Below are 20790 nucleotides of genomic sequence, written 5' to 3'. Positions count from 1 at the left end.
GCTGTTATGTTCCATACGCCAAGTCCTGCACTGGTGTTGGTATAACCGGCATTAGTCACACCCGTATTTGTCTGAACCAAAGTTCCGTTGATATACCAGGTTACGTTCACGCTCTGGTTAACGGTGATGCTGAATGTTCGAGTTGCACCCACGATATCATTTGCAGGCGAAGGCGGAGCAAAACTGGTTATATTAGGTGCTCCGAGCGCTGTTACTGTAACATTGGTTGTGGTATTTAGGAACGCAACCTTGGTTGGATCATTCTGTGATGTGGCTGTGACGTTGACATTGAATTTGCCTGCAGACGCTTTTGTAACGTTCAGACGGAATATCTGGCTCGCTCCTGAAGCCAGCATCACTGGCGATGAAATATTCAGACCAATAAGTGCACTGCCTGGATTTGAGGTTGTGAGTATGTAGTTATCTGTCAGACTGCCGGTATTGGTGAGGTTGAGCACATAGGTGGCATTCACGCTAGCAACCACTGTTGCGCTGAGCGAAGTCACATTGGTGAGACTCGTACCGTTTAACGGCGGTGCGGTCACTGTAACATTGGTTGTGGTATTTACGAACGCAACCTTGGTTGGATCATTCTGCGATGTGGCTGTGACGTTGACATTGAATTTGCCTGCAGACGCTTTTGTAACGTTCAGACGGAATATCTGGCTTGCTCCTGAAGCCAGCATCACTGGCGATGAAATATTCAGACCAATAAGTGCACTGCCTGAATTTGAGGTTGTGAGTATATAGTTATCTGTCAGACTGCCGGTATTGGTGAGGTTGAGCACGTAGGTGGCATTCACGCTAGCAACAGTTGACTGGGTGAGTGGTGTTATATTTGTCAGACTCGTTCCGTTTAACGGGGTAGGTGCTGCAGCGGTCTCTGTAACATAGAAACGGCCGCTGTTTGAGCCGGTAGAACCACCATTTGTTCCCAGATTTACTCTTCCGCCCTTTGAAGTTGTTACCGAGACTTTCAATGCAAGATATGATCCCGCGGGGGCGGTACCGCTAATGTTACTCAGATTTATGATATTGTTTTTACCTTTATAAGAACTCTGTGTCACATATCCCAATGATGTAAAAGTGCCTCCCACAGCATATCCCATATCAAAGCGATATGTTGCAGTATAGCCGGCCTTTTGACTTGACAAATAAAAAGTAGCACCTGTTTTGCCTGCTATTTTAGTATCAGAACTATATGCTGTAGGATAAATTGCCAGATACTGGTCGCCAGATGTAGTCTTTGTCAAATAATCGCTGAGGCATGTGAATCCTGTACTGGTGAGCGTAGTGATTCTGTAAGAAGTTGGTTTAGCATTACAATTTCCCCAGTCGGCTGTAAATCCTGACGAACCTATAGCTCCTGACGATGGGGTCCAGTAGTACGTTTTATCGACAGCACTTGCCGCATTGATAGAAACTACTATTGAGAAAAATATAATCGAGATCATCACACTTTGTCTCAAGATTCTATATTTTTTAATATTTCTATTTTTCATGATAACCTCCTGATTGTTACATACCCTGTATACTTACGGTATTTTTTAGAAATACCGATGGGTACTTATGACAACCTGCAGATTCGCACGCAGCGTTTTGGGTATGTTGTGCTGACGCTCCCTGGATAAAAGCCAGAGTCAACAATACCATTACCATTTTTAAGTTCATTTTTATATTCCTCCCATCCTACTATCTTTTATAATCGCAACAATATGTGGTGGATTAATTACTGAAAGTCGATAGACTCTCCTATCAAAGAATCAATTTGACTTACCTTATCCCAGCCATGACATCATTACGATTTATCCTATGTACAGGTCATTGAATGTTATGTCATGTCATGCTATTATACTTTTCTATCTTTTTAATGCTCATTAAAATTGGATGTCGATCTTCTTTGATTTTTTTCAATATTGTGCATAAAAAACTCACATTTTGTATCTGGAGATTCGTTCCCTTTTGCGTGAGTTGCTCTATTTCCTTAATTTTCTGATCTTCCTCTTTGATTTTCCTGAGAAGGTCTATGGCCAAATGCGCAACAGTATCGCTTTTATGCAGCAATGCTTTCCGTAAGTTCTTATAATTTCCCACAATTTCGTAATCAATTAAGACGTCAAGGATTTACAGCATCTATAAGAATTTTTCTATATTCACCTGGAGCAAGCCGTTTCACCTTGTCTTCTGCCTCACGTATCAGCCTCAGTACATCCAGGGAGACATAGGTGGCATCTTTACTCTTATGCTGCAAAGCATTGTTAAGAACAGAATAAATTAAAGACCATTCATAAAGAGTCCTCATCCGATTGCCTGCTTCGATGGATTATCTCTCTTGCTTTATCATATGCCTTTGCTGCCTCTTCGTATTTCCCTAATTCATAGAGGGCAAAACCTTTGTTATTCCAAGCATTGGAATATTCTGGATTTATCTCTATAGCCTTATCATAAGATTTTATTGCCTCTTCGTATTTCCCTATCTCCTGAAGCTCGGCGCCTTTACCATACCATGCATCGGCATTCTCTGGCTTTATCGCCACAGCTTCATAAACTTTAATTGCCTTTTTTTGGTATTTACTTAATTTATAAAGGGCAAGGCTGATAAGTATCAAAGCAATTAATGCATACATCCACAGCCAGGATACCCGTTCTACCGCCAACTGTTTTATTAGCTCTTGCATTGGAGCCTCTGTTATTGGAGTTTCGCCTGCCTGAGCTGTGGCAGATGGATAAAGGGGAAGGGCAACTATTGCAAAAGGCGAGAATGCGTTGGTTCTTGAATAATAATATGCGAATGTTTCATCACTGCTCGTTGGCTGAGTATCCAGCGAGTTCCACTTGCTTCCGTCCCATCTAAGAAGTCTTATATTATTCTCCTCAAGGTTATTCTGCGCAAGCCAGCCGCGATCGACTTCAAACCCTATGAATGCGTCTATGATGCTGTCTGGACTATCGATATCCCCTGCACCGACCCAGATATTAACATATTTATAAACAATTCCTGGGGGTGGTGTCATCCCTTCTCTGTTTGATAAATTTTTGAGCGTTTCTATTCTTATGCTTGTAGTTCCAAAGTTCCTTGCAGGAGTTATTAACACTTCAGAAATTACAAGGTTTGGTGTAGTGAATATATAAGAGGCAGGAGTATTTGCTCCTAAGTATTGTTCCGCAAGCTCAAACGACTCAATGTTTATGGGCGGTTCCGAGGATTTTGCGCCTTCTCCACCTCCGCCACCCCCACCGCCGCCGGTAACAGATTTCCGAGTGGGTGCCGGGGTTGGTGCTGCTGCCACGTTCCACATCCATACCTGTGATACAACACCATTGGAATTGGTTGCAGTGGCTGTTATGTTCCATACTCCAAGGACTGCACTGGTGTTAGTATAACTGGCACCGGTCACACTCATACTTGTCTGAACCTGAGTTCCGTTGATGTACCATGTTATATTCACGATCTGGTTAACGATGATGTTGAATGTTCTAGTTGCACCCACGATATCGTTTACAGGCGAAGCCGGGGCAAAACTGGTTATATTAGGTGTTCCTGTCGGGGCTGCTGTCACGTTCCAGATCCACGCCTGTGAAACAACGCCATTGGAATTGGCTGCATTTGCTGATATGTTCCATACTCCAAGGACTGCACTGGTGTTGGTATAACTGGCATCGGTCACACTGATATTGGTCTGAGCCTGCGTTCCGTTGATGTACCAGGTTACGTTCACGGTCTGGTTAACGGTGATGTTGAATATTCTAGTTACACCCACGATATCATTTACGGGCGAAGAAGGAGCAAAACTGGTTATGTTAGGTGCTCCACTCGGTGCTGCTGTCACATTCCATATCCATACCTGTGATACGACACCATTGGAATTGGCTGCAGTGGCTGTTACGTTCCATACGCCAAGTCCTGCACTGGCGTTGGTATAACCTGCATTAGTCACACTCGTATTTGTCTGAGCCTGCGTTCCGTTGACATACCAGGTTACGTTCACGGTCTGGTTAACGGTGATGTTGAAGGTTCTAGTTGCACCCACGATATCAATTACGGGCGAAGAAGGAGCAAAGCCTGTGATTACCGGTGAGATGGTTGGCGTTGGAGTTATCGTAACAATCCAGGTAATAGTATTGCTTACCCCGTTACCATTGGTTGCATTGACTTTAATGGTATGATTTCCGCCAGTGAGGCTGGTTGAGAAATTGTCATAGTTATTGTTCTGGTTAACGTCGTCCTGGAACCATGTCCATGTGGTTATACTCTGGTTTGCAGTGGCATTGAACCTTATGCCTTCGCTATTGTTCAGGGTTAAAGTCAAGCTCTCATTGTTGGTCTTGTTATTGCCCCAGGAAGTGATGTTGGGTGCAAGTACTGCGGTCACGGTTACCGTGAAATTTGCAAAGGAGACCGACCCGTACCCGTCTGTCACGTTTATCTGCCAGGAATGGATGCCTTCATCGCTGCCCGTTGTCGTCCAGAACAGTGTGCCGTTATTCGCGTAGAACGTACCGTTGGTGAAATTACTGGCAAACGTGGGAGTGTCGCCGTCCAGATCGCTCGAAGTCGGATATATCGATAACATGTCACCCGCGGTTAATGTGTAGCTGCTCGATACATTCCCTATCGAGACCGGATTGTTGGGAACCTGGGTGTTTGCGGTTACCGGGGTTTCGTTAAGGGTTCCTGTGCCTGAATTGTTGAAGGAATAGACCGAGATGTTGCTCCATCCGTGTGCAGACAACCCTGAATTGTTGTAATAGGTATGCGTAGTATAGGTAGGATCCGAACGATAAATATTACCGTTTTTGTAATCACCAGCGATAACAATTCCATTTCCAATATAGATTATCCCATCAATACCACTCCCGACTAGAATATCAGCACTCCAGGTTTGACCATAGTCGGTTGAACGATAAATATCACCGTCACTGTCCTCACCAGCGATAACAATTCCGTTGCCTGCATAAGTCAATGCAAAAATAACACTCCCGACTGGAATACCAGCACTCCAGGTTTGACCATAATCGGTTGAACGATAGATATTACCGTTATTGCTATCAGCAGCGAATACAATTCCGTTTCCAGCGTAGGTTATTACACCAATACTACTCCCGACTGGAATACCAGCACTCCAGGTTTGACCATAGTCTGTGGAACGATAAATATTACCATTGGCATAATCACCAGCGATAACAGTTCCGTTTCCGGCATAAGTCGATGCATAATAAACACTCCCAACTGGAATACCAGCACTCCAGGTTTGACCATAGTCGGTTGAACGATAAATATTACCGTTATTGCTATCAGCAGCGATAACTGTTCCGTTTTCAGCATACGTCAATTCAAAAATAGCACTCCCGACTGGAATACCAGCACTCCAGGTTTGACCATAGTCTGTCGAACGATAAATATTACCGTTATTGCTATCAGCAGCGATAATAACCCCGTTGCCAGTATAGGTTAGTCCACCAATACTACTTCCAACTGAAATACCAGCACCCCAGGTTTGACCATAGTCTGTTGAACGATAAATATTACCATTAGAGTAATCACCAGCGATAACAGTTCCGTTTCCAGCATAAGTCAATGCAAGAATACCAACTCCCACTGGGATACCAGCACTCCAGTTCAACCCAATATTTTGAAATGTACCATTCACACTCACTTTATAGCTGTGGGTTACGTTTCCTGAGCCTGCATTCCAGGTATGGTTGACATAGAAATTCCCTGTGGTGCTGGCAAGGTTCACCGGGCTTGGCGGGAGATACGTGGGAGCAGCAGTCACGGTCACTGTTATTGTTCCTGATGCAACACCGCCGTAGGTATCACTTGAGCTGAAGTACCACACATAGGTTCCCACATCGCTGCCTGTGGTTGACCAGTTAAAGTTACCTGATGCAGGATCGAGTGCTCCCCTGGTGGCATTGGTGCCGTAGGTTAAAGGATCGCCGTCTGCATCCGTCGCAACGACTGTGAAATTCAGCCAGATGCCTGCAGTCACGACTTTATCTACGATTGGTGTGAGGACAGGAACGTTGTTGGGAACCTGGGTATTTGCGGTTACCGGGGTTTCGTTAAGGGCTCCTGTGCCTGAAGTGTTGAAGGAATAGACCGAGATGTTGCTCCAACCGTGTGCAGACAACCCTGAATTGTTGTAATAGGTACCGGTCGTGTCGTTTTGCCATGTGCCGTTTACGCTGACGTTATAGCTGTCCGTTACGTTCCCGTCTCCTGCCTGCCAGCTGTGGTTCACGAAGTAATATCCTGTGCTGCTGGTAAGATTGGAAGGGGTCGGGGGCATGTGGGTCGGGAATGCAGTTACAGTCCAGTTCCACATGGTTGGAGTGGTATCGAAAGCATCGGATACCATTGCTGTTAGGTTATGCACACCCACACCGGAAGTTAGGTTGGTATAGCTTGCCGAGGTTATGCTGGTGTTTCCCTGGACAGATATGCCGTTGATGTACCAGGTGACGTTTGCACTCCTGTTCAGGTTTACAGTGAAGGTCTGACCTGTATCTACGATTGTGGTCGGGTCGGTGCCGGGTGAACGCGAGGTGATTGTTAATGGGATATTGTTCACGGTCACTGTTATGGTTTCAGTCGCTATACCTTCGTACCCGTCGCTTGAATTGAAGTACCAGACGTAAATCCCTGAGTCCCCGAACGTGGGCGTCCAGGTGAATAAGCCTGTTGTTGTATTGAGGCTGCCTTTTGATGCATTGGTGCCGAAGGTCATGGTATCGCCGTCTGCGTCTGTTGCAGAGACCGTGAAGCTCAATGTCTCGTTCTCGTACACGTTCTTGTTGCCGATCGATGCCTGGACAGGTACGTTGTTCGGCACCCGGGTGTTCTGGGATACGGCAGTGCTGTTCAGCGTGCCCGTGCCTGAATTGTTGAAGGAATAGACCGAGATGTTGCTCCAGCCATGTGGAGCTAAACCTGAATTATTGTAATAGGTACTGTTTGTTCCGTTATGCCATGTGCCGTTGACGCTTACATTGTATGAATCCGTTACGCTCCCGCTCCCTGCACTCCATGTGTAGTTTATCCAGAAATTACCCTGAGTGCTCGATAAATCTGTCGGGGTCGGAGGTATGTAAGTCGGGACTGCATTCACAATCGTGGTGGTATTGACATAGGCGAATTTTGTGGCATCGTTGCCTGAGGTTGCGGTTACATTCACGAGGAATGTGCCTGAGGAGGTATTGGTGACGTTAAGGGCGAATATAACACTCTGTCCTGCATTCAGGCTCTGGCTCAATGAGGTATTCAGAAGAGCGGTTGAGGCACTGTTTGCGTTAGTAACGATGAGAGTATAGGTATCTGCATCAGTACCGTTATTGGTGAGGTTGAGGATATAGGTGGCATTGGTTCCGGCTGATGTTGTCTGGGCAGTTGTATTGATGGTCAGGCTGACTGCCCTGACCGCATTCACAGCCGTTGTGGTATTGACATAGGCGAATTTTGTGGCATTGATGCTTGAGGTTGCGGTTACATTGACGCTGAAGTTACCCGAAGAAGTATTGGTGACGTTAAGGGCGAAGATCAGGCTCTGACCTGAACCGAGCGTGGATGTTGGGGAGGAGATGTTCAGCAATGCTACGGAAGCACTGCTGGAATTGGTTACAAGGAGAGTATAGGTATCCGCATCAGTACCGTTATTGGTAAGATTGAGCACGTAGGTGGCATTCACGCCGGCGTCGGTGCTCTTTGAAGGAGCGTCTATGCTTAAACTGACACCCCGGATAGCACCCATCACAGTTGTGGTATTCACGCTGGCGAACTTCGAATTGTTGCCCTGCGAGATTGCGGTTACATTCACCTTGAACGTACCCGAAGAGGTATTGGTCACGTTAAGGGCGAAGATCAGGCTCTGACCCGGACTGAGCGTAGAAGTGGGCGAGGAGATATTGAGAGCCGCTACAGAGGCATTGCTCGCGTTGGTTACCAGCAAGGCATAGGAATCCGGGTCGCTGCCGTTATTGGTAAGATTGAGCACGTAGGTGGCATTCACGCCGGCATCGGTGTCCTTTGAAGGAGCATCTATGCTTAAACTAACAGCCCTGACAGCATTCACAGTCGTTGTGGTATTGACATAGGCGAATTTCGTGGCATCGCTGCTTGAGGTTGCGGTTACATTCACCTTGAACGTGCCCGAAGAGGTATTGGTCACGTTAAGGGCGAAGATCAGGCTCTGACCCGGACTGAGCATGGATGTTGGGGAGGAGATGTTCAGCAATGCTACGGAGGCACTGCTGGAATTGGTTACAAGGAGAGTATAGGTATCTGCATCAGTACCGTTATTGGTGAGGTTGAGTACGTAGGTGGCATTGGTTCCGGCAGATGTTGTCTGGGCGGCTGTATTTACTGTAAGGCTGACTGCCCTGACCGCATTCACAGTCGTGGTGGTATTGACATAGCCGAATTTCGTGGCATCGTTGCTTGACGTTGCGGTTACATTCACAAGGAATGTGCCCAAAGAGGCATTGGTGACGTTAAGGGCGAAGATCAGGCTCTGACCCGGACTGAGCGTTGATGTTGGGGAGGAGATGTTCAGCAATGCTACGGAGGCACTGCTGGAATTGGTTACAAGGAGAGTATAGGTATCTGCATCAGTACCGTTATTGGTGAGGTTGAGGATATAGGTGGCATTGGTGCCTGTGGATGTTGCCTGTTCGCCTGGATTTACGGTCAGGTTGGCTGCCCTGACCGCATTCACAGTCGTTGTGGTATTGACGAACGCGAACTTAGTAGGATCGCTTGAGGTGGCACTTACATTTACATTGAAAGTACCTGAACCTGCTGATGAATTGGTCACGTTAAGAGCCAATATCAGGCTCTGCCCTGCATTCAGGCTCTGGCTCAATGAGGTATTCAACAAAGCGGTTGATGCATTGTTTGCGTTAGTAACGACGAGAGTATAGGTATCTGCATCAGTACCGTTATTGGTGAGGTTGAGGAGATAGGTGGCATTGGTGCCTGTGGATGTTGCCTGTTCGCTTGGATTTACGGTCAGGTTAACTGCCCTGACCGCATTCACAGTCGTTGTGGTATTGACATAGGCGAATTTCGTGGCATCGCTGCTTGAGGTTGCGGTTACATTCACAAGGAATGTGCCTGAAGAGGTATTGGTGACGTTAAGGGCGAGGATCAGGCTCTGACCTGAACCGAGCGTGGATGTTGGGGAGGAGATGTTCAGCAATGCTACGGAGGCACTGCTGGCATTGGTTACAAGGAGAGTATAGGTATCCGGGTCGCTGCCGTTGTTGGTGATGTTGAGTACGTAGGTTGCATTGGTTCCAGCTGATGTGGTCCTTGCAGTAGGATCCACACTCAGGCTGACTGCCCTGACAGCATTCACAGTCGTTGTGGTATTGATGTATGCAATCTTATTTGAGTTATTCACCGAGGTTGCTGTGACATTGACACGGAATATTCCTGACGATGCATTGGTTACATTGAGTGCGAATATTACGCTTCCGGCTTGAGGCACATACACAAAATCCGGGGAGACGTTCAAGGAAGCGGATGCTCCGTTTGTATTATCGATCGTGAGATTATACGTATCCGCTCCTGCTGTACCGTTATTGGTCAGATTGAGAATATAGATCGCATTTGTTCCTGCAAAAGTAGTATTTGTTAAAGCAGATATATTTGTCAGGCTCACTTCGAATGAATTCACGGTTACCGTGAAATTTGCAGAGGAAACCGAACCATACCCATCAGTCACGTTTATCTGCCAGGAATGAATGCCTATATCGCTGCCCGTAGTCGTCCAGAGCATTGTGCCGTTATTCGTGTAGAACGTACCGTTCGTGAAATTCCTGGCAAACGTCGGAGTGTCACTGTCCGCATCGGTTGAATTTGGATATATGATGAGGGTTTGCCCTTCGATCAATGAATAGTTATCTGATATGTTGCCTATTGTAACAGGATTGTTCTGGATTGAAGTGTTCTGCGTTACACTTCCAATACTAAGAGCTGTCGTATAGTCATTGTAACCAGACACTGTGATATTGCTGTATTCATGCGGGCTGATCGAGACGTTAAAATAATTATTGGTAGTGCCATTATACCAGGTTTCATTTTGGCTTATATTAAACGATGTAGTGTTACCTCCAGCAGTCCATGTTGAGTTGCAATAGAAATTCCCGCATGCAGTGACCAAGTCTGTGGCGTTTACTGTAATATGCGGAATTGTGATATTGACATTATGAACATCAGCGCCATTTACTGTAACTTGTGTGATATCGCTGCTGTAAACTCCGCTGCTTGCAGTAACATCATAAGTAAAATTAATCAGCTCTTCTAAGAAATAATCGCCATTTGAATGCGAACTTACGATATAGTCTTTGGGCGTCTGGACACGAACATTTGGTATTGGATTTCCAAGGTAATTAAAAACGTACCCTGAGATATTGTAACCGAGATCTCCCGCAGTCTGAATAATCAATGGGTCTGAACGCTGACCTGTATTGCCGACATTATCCACGGCCTTAGCTGTGAAGTCATACCTGAAACCATCCTTTAGATCCGCAATCATATAAGAAGTTCCTGATGGATTGGCTATCTGAACATAATCCGTGAGGCTCCTGAATGTTATCAATCCCCACGAACTTGGATCCTTTTCGCTGGCGTTTGGGTTTTTCGGGAAATATGTGTGCCTCTCTATAAAATCACCGCTGCCGGTACATACGTTCTCAAATAAGAAATTTATAGGCGTGTTATTAGAAGGGCTGCCTATTTCAGATAGTGGAATTCTTATCTCATATACTGGCGCTTTTGAACCTGCACCCGCTACGGCACTTACAGCACTGGTACTGTTTGCGACCCAATCTGTGCCGTTGCCTGTATAGCGGAGAAGGTTGTTCTGCTCAGTAATTTCATACATCTGGTCATCCGGCTGCGGAGCTGTGCCACTATCCCTGTTCACGTCGAATGCAAGACTTATGTTATCATCGCTTATATTTGTGTCGTTATCCGGTGCATGCACCATCACGTAGAGGTACGTTGTATTGTATTTGGTCCAGAAATTGCCTATTCTCGTCCTTCCATTGACGTGGCATCCCTGACAGTTAACCGGTTCATTGGTCTTGAAAGTATACCAGTAAGAATCGTTCTCGTACCCCGATGCTATTCCAGTTGCATTTATTATGGGCCTATCAATGGTCATGTAATTGAACGATTCATTGGTTCGCTCAATTCTGTATTCCTTAATCCCAGAGCCGTTTGCACCGTCATTGCTTGCGTTCCATGCAACATTGACTGAATCCGCAGTTGGGATGGTAGAGTTATGAAAATTAGTTACCTGCGATGGGGGGTGGATGTCGTTTACCGCAACTGTGAAATTCTTCCTGGAAACTGAACCAAACCCATCAGTGACGTTAATCTGCCAGCTATAATTTCCGTATCCTGCCTGCCAGTTGAGTATTCCCGTAGATGAATCGAATGTCCCTTGAGTGAAATTCCTATTAAAAATGCATGTGTCGCCGTCTATGTCAGTGCAATTCGCAGCTATGTAAAGAGTCTCACTGTCATTGAGATTATATGAATCTGAAATATTAGTTATCGTTACTGGATTATCCGGGACCCGGGTGTTCTGGGATACAGCCGTGGTGTTCATCGTGCCTGTACCTGAACTGTTGTATGAATATACCGAGATGTTGCTCCAGCCGTGTGGAGCTAAACCTGAATTATTGTAATAGGTACTGTTTGCACCATTATGCCAGGTACCATTGACGCTTACATTGTACGAATCCGTTATGTTTCCTGATCCTGCCTGCCAGCTGTGGTTCACATAAAAGTTATCGCTGACATTGATCAGGTTCGTGGGTGCTGGAGGAATATATGTTCGATTCGATATTTCAAAGACATGCAGATTCGGGCTCCATCCTGTGTAATTGAATGTCACCCACCCGGTAGCATTGGATTGTTGCCTTTGGTCAACAACTCCGTCAACCTTCAATCCATAATTTACCGATGATACTTGCATTCGCGTCGATACATTGAGATAGCCATCAGTGCCATTCCCGGTGTATGTTACGACATCGGTCGCATTATCATAAGAAATATTTGAGAGCGTTTTATTGGTGTTTGCGGTGAATCTTATCGCTGTGCCGTTGATGTAAAACTGGAGCGTGGATGCCGGTGAATTTGTTGAACTGTATACGGTGATGTTTGTCGAGTTCTGGACTGCAAGGACTTTAATGAAGGCACCATTGCCGAGGTTGAAAAGAGTGTCGTCTACAATGCTGACGTCAGCCGAAGCTACTCCGATTATCAATGCAATGCCTATCAAATAAATAAACAGTCTCATATTATTTTTATATGACAAGTTTATCCATCAAAGACCAAACCTTATCCGATCCTTAGCGCTGTAATATAGCTTGCAGTATTTCCTGCTCCTCCAGCATTATCAGGTACAGCCGCATAGATAGTTGCATTTTGAGCACCACCGGCACAAGCAATCTGTGCGGTAGCTGGTGAACTAAGGGATATAAGCCCGGACAATTGGATTACCGCTGGTACGGCATTGCTAGCAGCTTCACCTGAAGATATTACATTTGTGCCACCTTGTGACATATTACACGTTACTACTTTTAGTGAACCAGCACCTCCGACTTCGGATACTGTAACTCCTCCATTAAGAAACCATGTGCCGGCTTGAAGATTTATGGTAGGCCCGACAACGTATACGTTGTTGTTTGGTGTAACTTTATTACTAGATAAATACGACGTAATATTGGTTATATTAAGGAATTGACTATTTACTTTGCCACTTGTTACATTACTGCCATTTATATTATACAGATTTGCAGATGAATTGATGCTATCCGATACTACTCCTGTCGAAGAATTATAAGATACAAGCCCGCTGCTTGATGATATTGAATTCCTTACTGCAGTGATGTTAGTTAATGCGTCAATTACACCAGTCGATGAATTATAAGTAGCATTGCCTGTTGCTGATATTGAAGTCCTTACTGCTGTTATATTGGTAAGAGCATCAATCACTCCGGTGGCTGAGTTGTAAGTAGCATTACCTGTTGCTGATATATTTGTTCTTACCGCTGCTGAAAAATCAGTAATCAATCCGCTTGATAGAGTAACAAATTGTTTTAATCCATTCCAAAAAGTATTTGAGGTTGAGCCTGTGATTGCCGGTTCTTTTGTCAGGACAGAACTGTTCGGGAAGTTGCCATTATAAAGTGAAGTTTGAACAGCACCATTCGCTGTGTTGTTTGCTGTTACTGCTGTCGAGTTCGGGAAGTCGGTACCGTATGTTGAAATCAAAAGATAATTAGGCAAAGAGGTATTCGGGAAGTTGCCATTATAAAGCGAAGTTTGAACAGCACCATTCGCTGTGTTGTTTGCTGTTACTGCTGTCGAGTTCGGGAAGTCGGTACCGTATGTTGAAATCAAAAGATAATTCGGCAAGGAAGTATTCGGGAAGTCGCCATTATAAAGCGAAGTCTGAACAGCACCATTCGCTGTGTTGTTTGCTGTTACTGCTGTCGAGTTCGGGAAGTCGGTACCGTATGTTGAAATCAAAAGATAATTCGGCAAAGAGGTATTCGGGAAGTCGCCATTATAAAGCGAAGTCTGAACAGCACCATTCGCTGTATTGTTTGCTGTTACTGCTGTCAAGTTCGGGAAGTCGGTACCGTATGTTGAAATCAAAAGATAATTCGGCAAAGAGGTATTCGGGAAGTCGCCATTATAAAGCGAAGTTTGAACAGCACCATTCGCTGTATTGTTTGCTGTTACCGCTGTCGAGTTCGGAAAATCTGTAGGAATTCCTAATAAATATGCCCAATTTAAATTACCTATAAAGTTCTGTGCTGTGACGTTATTCGCAACAGTTATATTGTCTCCGATCTGTGTAGCTGCCGACGCTGCTGTTATCGTAACCAACAGTAAAACTGCAATTCCAATTTTATAATTTCCTTTCATATTCTAATCCTCCGATTTTCTTTATAAATACAATTCTGGACTTCATATCTCATCCAAGTTTCTGTTATCCTTGATCACAATTACGTCTCCAGCATGCGCATTTCCTTTTATATCTGGCATAACTGTTTCAGTGAATTTATCCATACTCCTGAAATAATCCCGGCACCACAGACTAATCATCCATCGCGAAACCTCAATCCCGTGGCGCTGCTGCATATGCTCCTTAACCTTGCCCAGCGAAAGACCGCTCTGGCGAAGGGAGACCGCCTCCTTGATATGCTCTTTCCGGAAACGCCGTCTCAGGAATCCATCATCTGGAGTGAATTTTGTACCGCAGCCTTTGCATTTCCTCAGTCTTTTTTCCCCGGATTTGTTGTATCTGTAACCATGCCAAATGTTATCTTGATTACCGCATTTTGGACAGGTGCAGATTTCTTTATCCATATTACCACATTGTTATAATAAGTATTATGATGACATTGGCATTGTAAATATATAAATATAACTCTCTTAAAATTGACAGGAATGAAATTAGTGGAAGAACTGGAGGCAAATTCTACCATAAAATCCCCATTATCTGCACAAAAATCAGCGAGAAAACCTTTTAGGCTCAAAGCTTCAAAGCGTAAAGTTTAAATTCTATTGTGTCTATTAATTTATGATACTCATCATAATAATTATAAAAGGAGGAGGAAACGTACATGAAGGCATTAATAAAGACTGAGGAGGCGCTGGCAGGTATAGGCACGCCCATGATATTCATTGCAATGGTGGCTGCCGTGGCATCTGCCGTGCTCATCCGGAGGCGGGACGTAACGAACGCCAGGAGTACCCGGATTGCAAAAAAAACCTCAGCGACGATCAGTGAAAGTCTTTACGTTGAAGCCATCGATGAAATTACCGATGGAACTAATTTAGCTGCCCTTAATATGATTGAGGTGACGCGATGCATTTAGAACACCAGTATCAAAAAAAATTCACAACCGAGCAAGTATTGGTCTTGCTATATGTTCGTGAAAAATCGCTGCGTGAAATAATAAATAGCCTTGGTTGCAGCAAATCAACGGCAGAGAATCTCATAACAATCCTGCTTGAGACAGATAAAATCCAGCGACGCAATGTAGGCAGTGAAAAGAAGCCGCTATGGATGTATTCATCCAAAGAGGCTACAGATGAAAAATAAAGCAGTATTGTTTGCACCAAAGTCAAGGAAATTGGGAACTACGTGCAAAAGCATGAGTGTTAGAATTATTAAGTTATCCAAAGATGTTATTTAAAAATATATCCACTCTCGACAAGAGGAAAAAAGGCTTGATTTGTGGTATCATAATAGCCTTGATTTTCTCAGGGTTCGGCTTTGCCCAAACATCTGATAGTTCACAACTGCAGTGGACAGGGGGTGTGTCAAACAAGCTCATTCGTGGCGAAATGCTCACATATAATGGGTATTCAGTAAAAGTGATAGGATTTCCGGCACCTGTGGAATCGGCAAAATACAGACCAGGGCCTGAAGAACATGTTGAACCCTTCGTGGAGCTGGATATTTCAAAAAATGGCAGTTACATAGGCACTGCTGCCCTCCGATTGACGGAATCGTATATCGTTCCTGATGGTAATTTGAGAGTTACAGCAACCGGACTCCCTGCTCAAAATGCACAAGAGTGGATTTTTGAAAGTTATGCTCCGTGGGCGGTAATTGAATTGGATCCAAGAGGTATTCCAAGCCTTGCGGTATCGATACAGACGGACAAAGATAAATACGTATCCTCATACACCACAAACATTGTTGCAACTGTAAACTTAGAAAATACAGGCTCGGCTGATGCGGTTAATGTTGATATGGTCATTGACACAGAACTTCCAATAAACAGGGGAAATCTAAAATATCACTATGATAGAATTAAAATAGGGGAATCCGCCACCGAGACCATTACATTTGCATCACCCATTCTCCCAGAACTGGAAATGCACAGCATATCAGCAAACGTCAGCGGATACGATGTTATGAATATTCCATATACGGCAACGTCCATAAAGAGCATTTCAATGGCAGCCGAGGTTCCTGTTATGCTCTCCGTAAGCAAAACCACGGTTAATAAGATGTATTTAAAGGACTACAACATCGTTTCATTATCTGTAAAAAACAATGGAAGGCTCGATGCTAGAAATGTAAATATAACAGATTCTCTTCCAAACGGTTTTAAACTCCTCGGCAACCAATCGCTGCACTGGGTTGTTGATATTCCTGTCAATGGGGAATGGGACTACCACTATCTGGTAAGACCTCTTGAGTCGAACAAGGAGGGTATCATCTTTCCCGCAGCCACCGCTGAGTTCGTAGTAAATAATGAATTTTATAGCGTGCGATCAAACCAGCCGATGATTGTTGTATACGGACCAAAGATTATCCTCACGAAGCATGCGGATGTTTCAGAGTTCAACCCTGGCGATGCTGTGACTGTAACTGTGGTTGCAGAAAATACAGGAAGTACTCCTACAAGGTTGAATATCATGGACACGTTGCCAGATGATGTGACCCTGGTCAGAGGCAGCACATCGAGTGGGGGATTTCTGGAAGCAACAATGAATATTAGTTTCAGCTACATCCTTAGAATCGATTCCAAAGAGAGCATCACCCTTCCTGCTGCAAATGCTGAATACTATGAACTCGGATCCATAGGTAGAAAGATAAGCACGAGCAGTCAGGAAGTTGAAATACAGCTTAAATCCGCAAAGAAAACTCCTATACCTACTCCACAAATCACAATACCTGCAGCTACTGTAATGATAATTCCCACGGCACCGACTCCTCAAATCACAGTAGCGACACCTGTGCCTGCTATAACACCGCTAATCTATGAACCTCTTAACACATTATATGAAATGCTTGGCAAAGCGTATATTTTTTTGAACTCAATACTCTTTGGTGAGCCTCAAGAGGGGCTCTCCATAAGGAAGAGTACGGTTGACACGATGTATTTGAAGGATTATACCAGCATTTCATTATCAGTAAAAAACAATGGAACGTACGATCTTAAAAATGTGAGTATTACGGATTCTCTCCCGGACGGTTTTAAGCTCCTCGGCAACCAATCGCTGCACTGGGTGGTTGATATTCCTGCCAATGGGGAATGGAAATACCACTATGATGTCAGACCTCTGGAGCCAAACAACGTGGGCATCGTATTCCCGGTGGCAACTGCCGAGTTCAATATAAACAATAGATCATACAACATAGGATCAAACCAGCCAAAGATTGTGGTGCTTGGGCCAAAGGTTGTACTGACGAAGCAGACAGATGTTTCTGTTGTCAGGCCCGGAGATACTGTGATCGTAACAGTAATCGCTGAAAACACTGGAAGTACACCCACAAAAGTGATTATCAATGACCTGCTGCCAGATAATGTGACCCTGGTCAGCGGGAATACAACTCTTGAAAGACCTTTGGAGGCAAACGAGAAAGTGAGTTTAAACTATGCTGTTAAAATAGGTTCAACACTGCCCTTCAAACTCCCATCTGCGACTGCTGATTACTATGAATTCGACACCCAAGGTAGAAAGATCAGCACGAAAAGTCAGGAACTTCAAATACAGATTAGATCTGCAGAGAGAATCACTGTACCAATTCCTAAAAACACAATTGGATCAAAATTCCCTCCATGGGGATATATTCTAATTGCCTTGATAGTCATCGTTCTTGCCCTTCATGGTAGTAGGAAATACAAAAAGGCGATAAAGGTTTATGAAAAAACTATAGAGATAACTCCTGAATCTGCCGATGATTGGTATAACAAAGGCCAATCCCTTCAAAGCAGTGGGAAATACGAAGAGGCAATGAAGGCTTATGATAGAGCTATAGAGATAACTCCTGAATATGCCAGTGCCTGGTATAACAAAGGTTTTGATCTTTATAAATTAGGGGAATACGAGGAAGCAAGAAAGTCTTATGATAAAGCCAGAGAGATAATCCATCGGGGCTCGGGGTATGAAAAAGGAGAAAAAGAATGATTGTGTACTTGAGAACCTGGTAGCGTAACAATAGTAAACTACTCAGGGCTGAAGAAGATGTCTGATATTTGAATGCACTGAAGAAAAGAAAAACAAATACTATATCTAGTGCCAGGATTTTCCTTGTAAACTAATGCGAGGTCTGTCAGGAGACTATTGTATTAACTACAATAAAGTTATTTCAATAAACCCGCCATAGCTGTGTTATAATATTGCACGTCTCTTCGTTTGACATCATACATGCTCCCACAGGATTCTCATGTGAGCAAAAGCTTGCAACGTGTTGCCTTCGATAACCGAAGCTGTAAAAGCTGAACTACACTGATAGTACGAAATACAGGTTGTTCAGGTTAATAAACAGGTACATAATAATAATTCCTGACATTGCTTTCTTAGCTATTCCCTGGTTCCTGCCCGGCTGTCTGTACATCGTACCCATTATTAGGAAAACCATGGTTAGTTTGAAAGGAACGAACCAGTCCTGGTCATACAGGGGATTTAGCTCTCTTATATTTGGATTTTTAAGGCTGTGCTGGGTCAGGGTCAGGTCAGATACCTGAAGGGCAGTGAATACAATCCCGAATAAAAGGACATATTTCAGATAATTTGATTGGTTTTCGCTCTGGCCGTCATCTATGATCCTGTTGGACATTCGTCACACCACTATTAATCTATTAAAACCTTAAGCTAAATAAATTTATCGCAATTAAAAAATAATAATAATAGTTATTATAATGATAAGACTTTTCGGTGCAAAAAAGACTTTGAAGCGGGTTATAAAAAACTCAAGCCCAAAAGCAGTACAATTTTAATTATGAGGGCTATGTGACCTTATTAACACATGCCCCAAGATCTGTAATGAACATTTCAAGGGTGTCTTCGCGCAGGTGGGGCATCATTATCAACCTCATTGCTTTCGGAGATCTTGTTATCGAAGTATACCAGCCTTTTGCCCTCATATCTTTTCTGACCTCTTCCAGATTAGGCACATCCAGAGCTACTATATTCATTACAGGATCGATGAGAGGCTTGATCCCAAATTCTTCAACTCCTTCGACGAGCCTCCGGGTCATTTTCATGCATCTCCCCACGATCTTGCTATAACCCTCCCTGCCAAGGTACGTCATCACAGCATAAGCTGCCGCCACTGCTGCACCGCTTCTCGTTCCAGTGAGTGAGTGTTGCGCCCTTATGGTGAGGTAAGGTGTATCTATTTCAAGAGGCAGAAGGCACGCATCTTCTTTGAAGAGAAGGCCTCCTGCTGGTATTGTTGACATACCCATCTTGTGTGGGTCGGCGGTCATCGAGGTCACACCCCCCACTGAAAAATCGAAATCGTATTTTTTATCAAGAAAAGGTATTACAAATCCACCGAATGCGGCATCCACATGAAGGAAAATATCATGAGATAAAGCGAGGTCTGAAAGTTCATCAACCGGGTCGATTTGCCCGAACTCGGTCGAACCTGCAATACCAACGAGCGCTATTGTTTTCTCATCGATGAGGCTCTCCGCACGATTGACATCGACCTTGAATTCCCCATCCAATCCGGCTTTTCTTAACTCAATACCAAGAAGGTCAGCTATTTTGTCGAATGAGAAATGGGCTGAAGAAGGAATAACCACATTCGGATGGCTTTTTTTCGCGAGGTTCCTGATCGCTCTTAGCGCCTGAATGTTGGATTCGGTACCGCCTGTTGTTATATAACCGCAAGCATTAGGATCGCCAAGCAGGCTTCCCATGATGCTGATCACTTTTTCTTCAAGCTCTTTTGTTCCTGGGAATAAGCCAAAGTCGCCAAGATTTGATTCTATGAATCGCATATGGGCTTCTACAGCTATTTGATGAGGTCGTGTGCACATAGAGCTCAGAACCCTGTCATATGAAGTGTCCTTTTGCCTTGCCGAATCCAGGAAGGAAAGCACTTCTTTCTGCGGGAGCCCTTTTTGGTCCATGTGCTAAACATCAAGATGCCTGTTAATAAAAGTTCGGATTTGAATAGCAGTTATTATGACGTTATAATTATTAAAATCTGGCGCCGCGGATGTCCGAAATTACCCTCAGGAACTATTGGATAAGAATCGCAGATAACACGCAGATATGCTAAAAATCCTTTTTCAGTTTGTTTATGGATTCATGGATTTGCAGGGATAATTTAGGAAGAAATTGCCGTGTCATCAAATTCTATGAACTCATAGAATCTATCCCAGTCAAGCACTGTGGAAACGCACCCGGCTTTATCAAGAACGAGACCTACCCCAAAGAGTTTCATTTTTTCGCACATCTCAATCCCGGCTTTGACTTCGGTCATGCATCCCACGCCAAGTACTGCGAATGGTTTGTGTTTCCGCACAAGCCTTTTTATGAAGCTTGAACCCGGAACGATGAACACCCTGTAACCCAGGTCCTCGGCGCATTTCTTTGCTTTCCCGACCTCGCAGTTCCCGCAGTCAATGCATTTCATTCCTTCGGGGCTCAATTTTGAGGGGCAGTCTATGGCTCTCAGGCACTGGGGCAGGAATATCATCCTCCTGTTGATCGGAGTATTCCTGAATTTCTTAAGGGATATCTTGTTCTTGAGGGCGATGCCTACATCATCCACGATGGAATCATCCGCACCTACGAGGCGGAACAGGGCTTTGACAAGGGTTTCAAGTATGGTGATAGAGAAAAGCATGAAACCCGGGAAAATGAACTTCTCTGTCTTGAAGGAATAGAAAATAAGCAGCGAACCCAGCACTGCAATCGCTAACAGAAAAATTACGAAATATACGACAGCTTCACCTATTATCGAGAACAATTGAGTTATTTCAAGTTGCATTTAGGTCATATAA

General features: G+C 44.3%; 11 protein-coding genes. 3 read left to right on the top strand and 8 right to left on the bottom strand.

What is annotated here, in order from left to right:
• The 5 genes from O8C65_03250 to O8C65_03230 all read right to left on the bottom strand — a co-directional run.
• Positions 1-1502, bottom strand: a 1502-nt coding sequence (locus O8C65_03250) for a hypothetical protein (protein ID MCZ7355927.1), incomplete at its 3' end; no start/stop codon positions are given.
• A 614-nt stretch (positions 1503-2116) separates the two neighbouring features.
• A complete protein-coding gene (locus tag O8C65_03245; GenBank protein MCZ7355926.1) occupies positions 2117-2302 on the bottom strand; it encodes a hypothetical protein in 186 nt (61 codons plus the stop codon).
• Positions 2286-12311, bottom strand: coding sequence for a PGF-pre-PGF domain-containing protein (locus O8C65_03240; GenBank protein ID MCZ7355925.1), 10026 nt, complete (start codon positions 12309-12311; stop codon positions 2286-2288). Before O8C65_03240 ends, O8C65_03245 begins: the two co-directional genes overlap by 17 nt.
• 41 nt (positions 12312-12352) lie before the next feature.
• Positions 12353-13948: a hypothetical protein gene (locus O8C65_03235; GenBank protein ID MCZ7355924.1), complete on the bottom strand. Its 1596-nt coding sequence runs from the start codon at positions 13946-13948 to the stop codon at positions 12353-12355.
• Between the two features lie 42 nt (positions 13949-13990).
• Positions 13991-14392, bottom strand: coding sequence for a hypothetical protein (locus O8C65_03230; protein MCZ7355923.1), 402 nt, complete (start codon positions 14390-14392; stop codon positions 13991-13993).
• 257 nt (positions 14393-14649) lie between these two features.
• Between O8C65_03230 and O8C65_03225 the strand changes: the two genes are divergently transcribed.
• The 3 genes from O8C65_03225 to O8C65_03215 all read left to right on the top strand — a co-directional run bounded on the left by O8C65_03225 (position 14650) and on the right by O8C65_03215 (position 17956).
• Positions 14650-14904, top strand: a complete 255-nt coding sequence (locus O8C65_03225) for a hypothetical protein (protein ID MCZ7355922.1) — start codon at positions 14650-14652, stop codon at positions 14902-14904.
• Positions 14895-15131: a hypothetical protein gene (locus O8C65_03220; GenBank protein MCZ7355921.1), complete on the top strand. Its 237-nt coding sequence runs from the start codon at positions 14895-14897 to the stop codon at positions 15129-15131. The genes O8C65_03225 and O8C65_03220 overlap by 10 nt, the downstream gene beginning before the upstream one ends.
• Positions 15132-15214: 83 nt before the next feature.
• Positions 15215-17956, top strand: coding sequence for a tetratricopeptide repeat protein (locus O8C65_03215; GenBank protein MCZ7355920.1), 2742 nt, complete (start codon positions 15215-15217; stop codon positions 17954-17956).
• Between the two features lie 316 nt (positions 17957-18272).
• On the opposite strand, the gene O8C65_03210 is transcribed toward O8C65_03215, so the two are convergent.
• The 3 genes from O8C65_03210 to O8C65_03200 form a co-directional block, all read right to left on the bottom strand.
• The gene (locus O8C65_03210; GenBank protein MCZ7355919.1) at positions 18273-18608 is read right to left on the bottom strand and encodes a DUF5658 family protein; all 336 of its coding nucleotides are present in this window, start codon (positions 18606-18608) and stop codon (positions 18273-18275) included.
• Between the two features lie 169 nt (positions 18609-18777).
• Positions 18778-19911 (bottom strand): tyrosine decarboxylase MfnA, encoded by a 1134-nt coding sequence (mfnA, locus tag O8C65_03205; GenBank protein ID MCZ7355918.1) that lies wholly within the window; start codon positions 19909-19911, stop codon positions 18778-18780.
• Positions 19912-20111: 200 nt separating this feature from the next.
• Positions 20112-20777: a DUF116 domain-containing protein gene (locus O8C65_03200; GenBank protein MCZ7355917.1), complete on the bottom strand. Its 666-nt coding sequence runs from the start codon at positions 20775-20777 to the stop codon at positions 20112-20114.
• Between the last annotated feature and the right edge of the window lie 13 nt (positions 20778-20790).

Origin of the sequence: Candidatus Methanoperedens sp. (assembly GCA_027460535.1) — an archaeon.
In the GTDB taxonomy this organism is placed as follows: domain Archaea; phylum Halobacteriota; class Methanosarcinia; order Methanosarcinales; family Methanoperedenaceae; genus Methanoperedens.
Note: the sequence above shows the minus strand (reverse complement) of the source record. Positions and strands in the feature narration are given on the sequence as shown.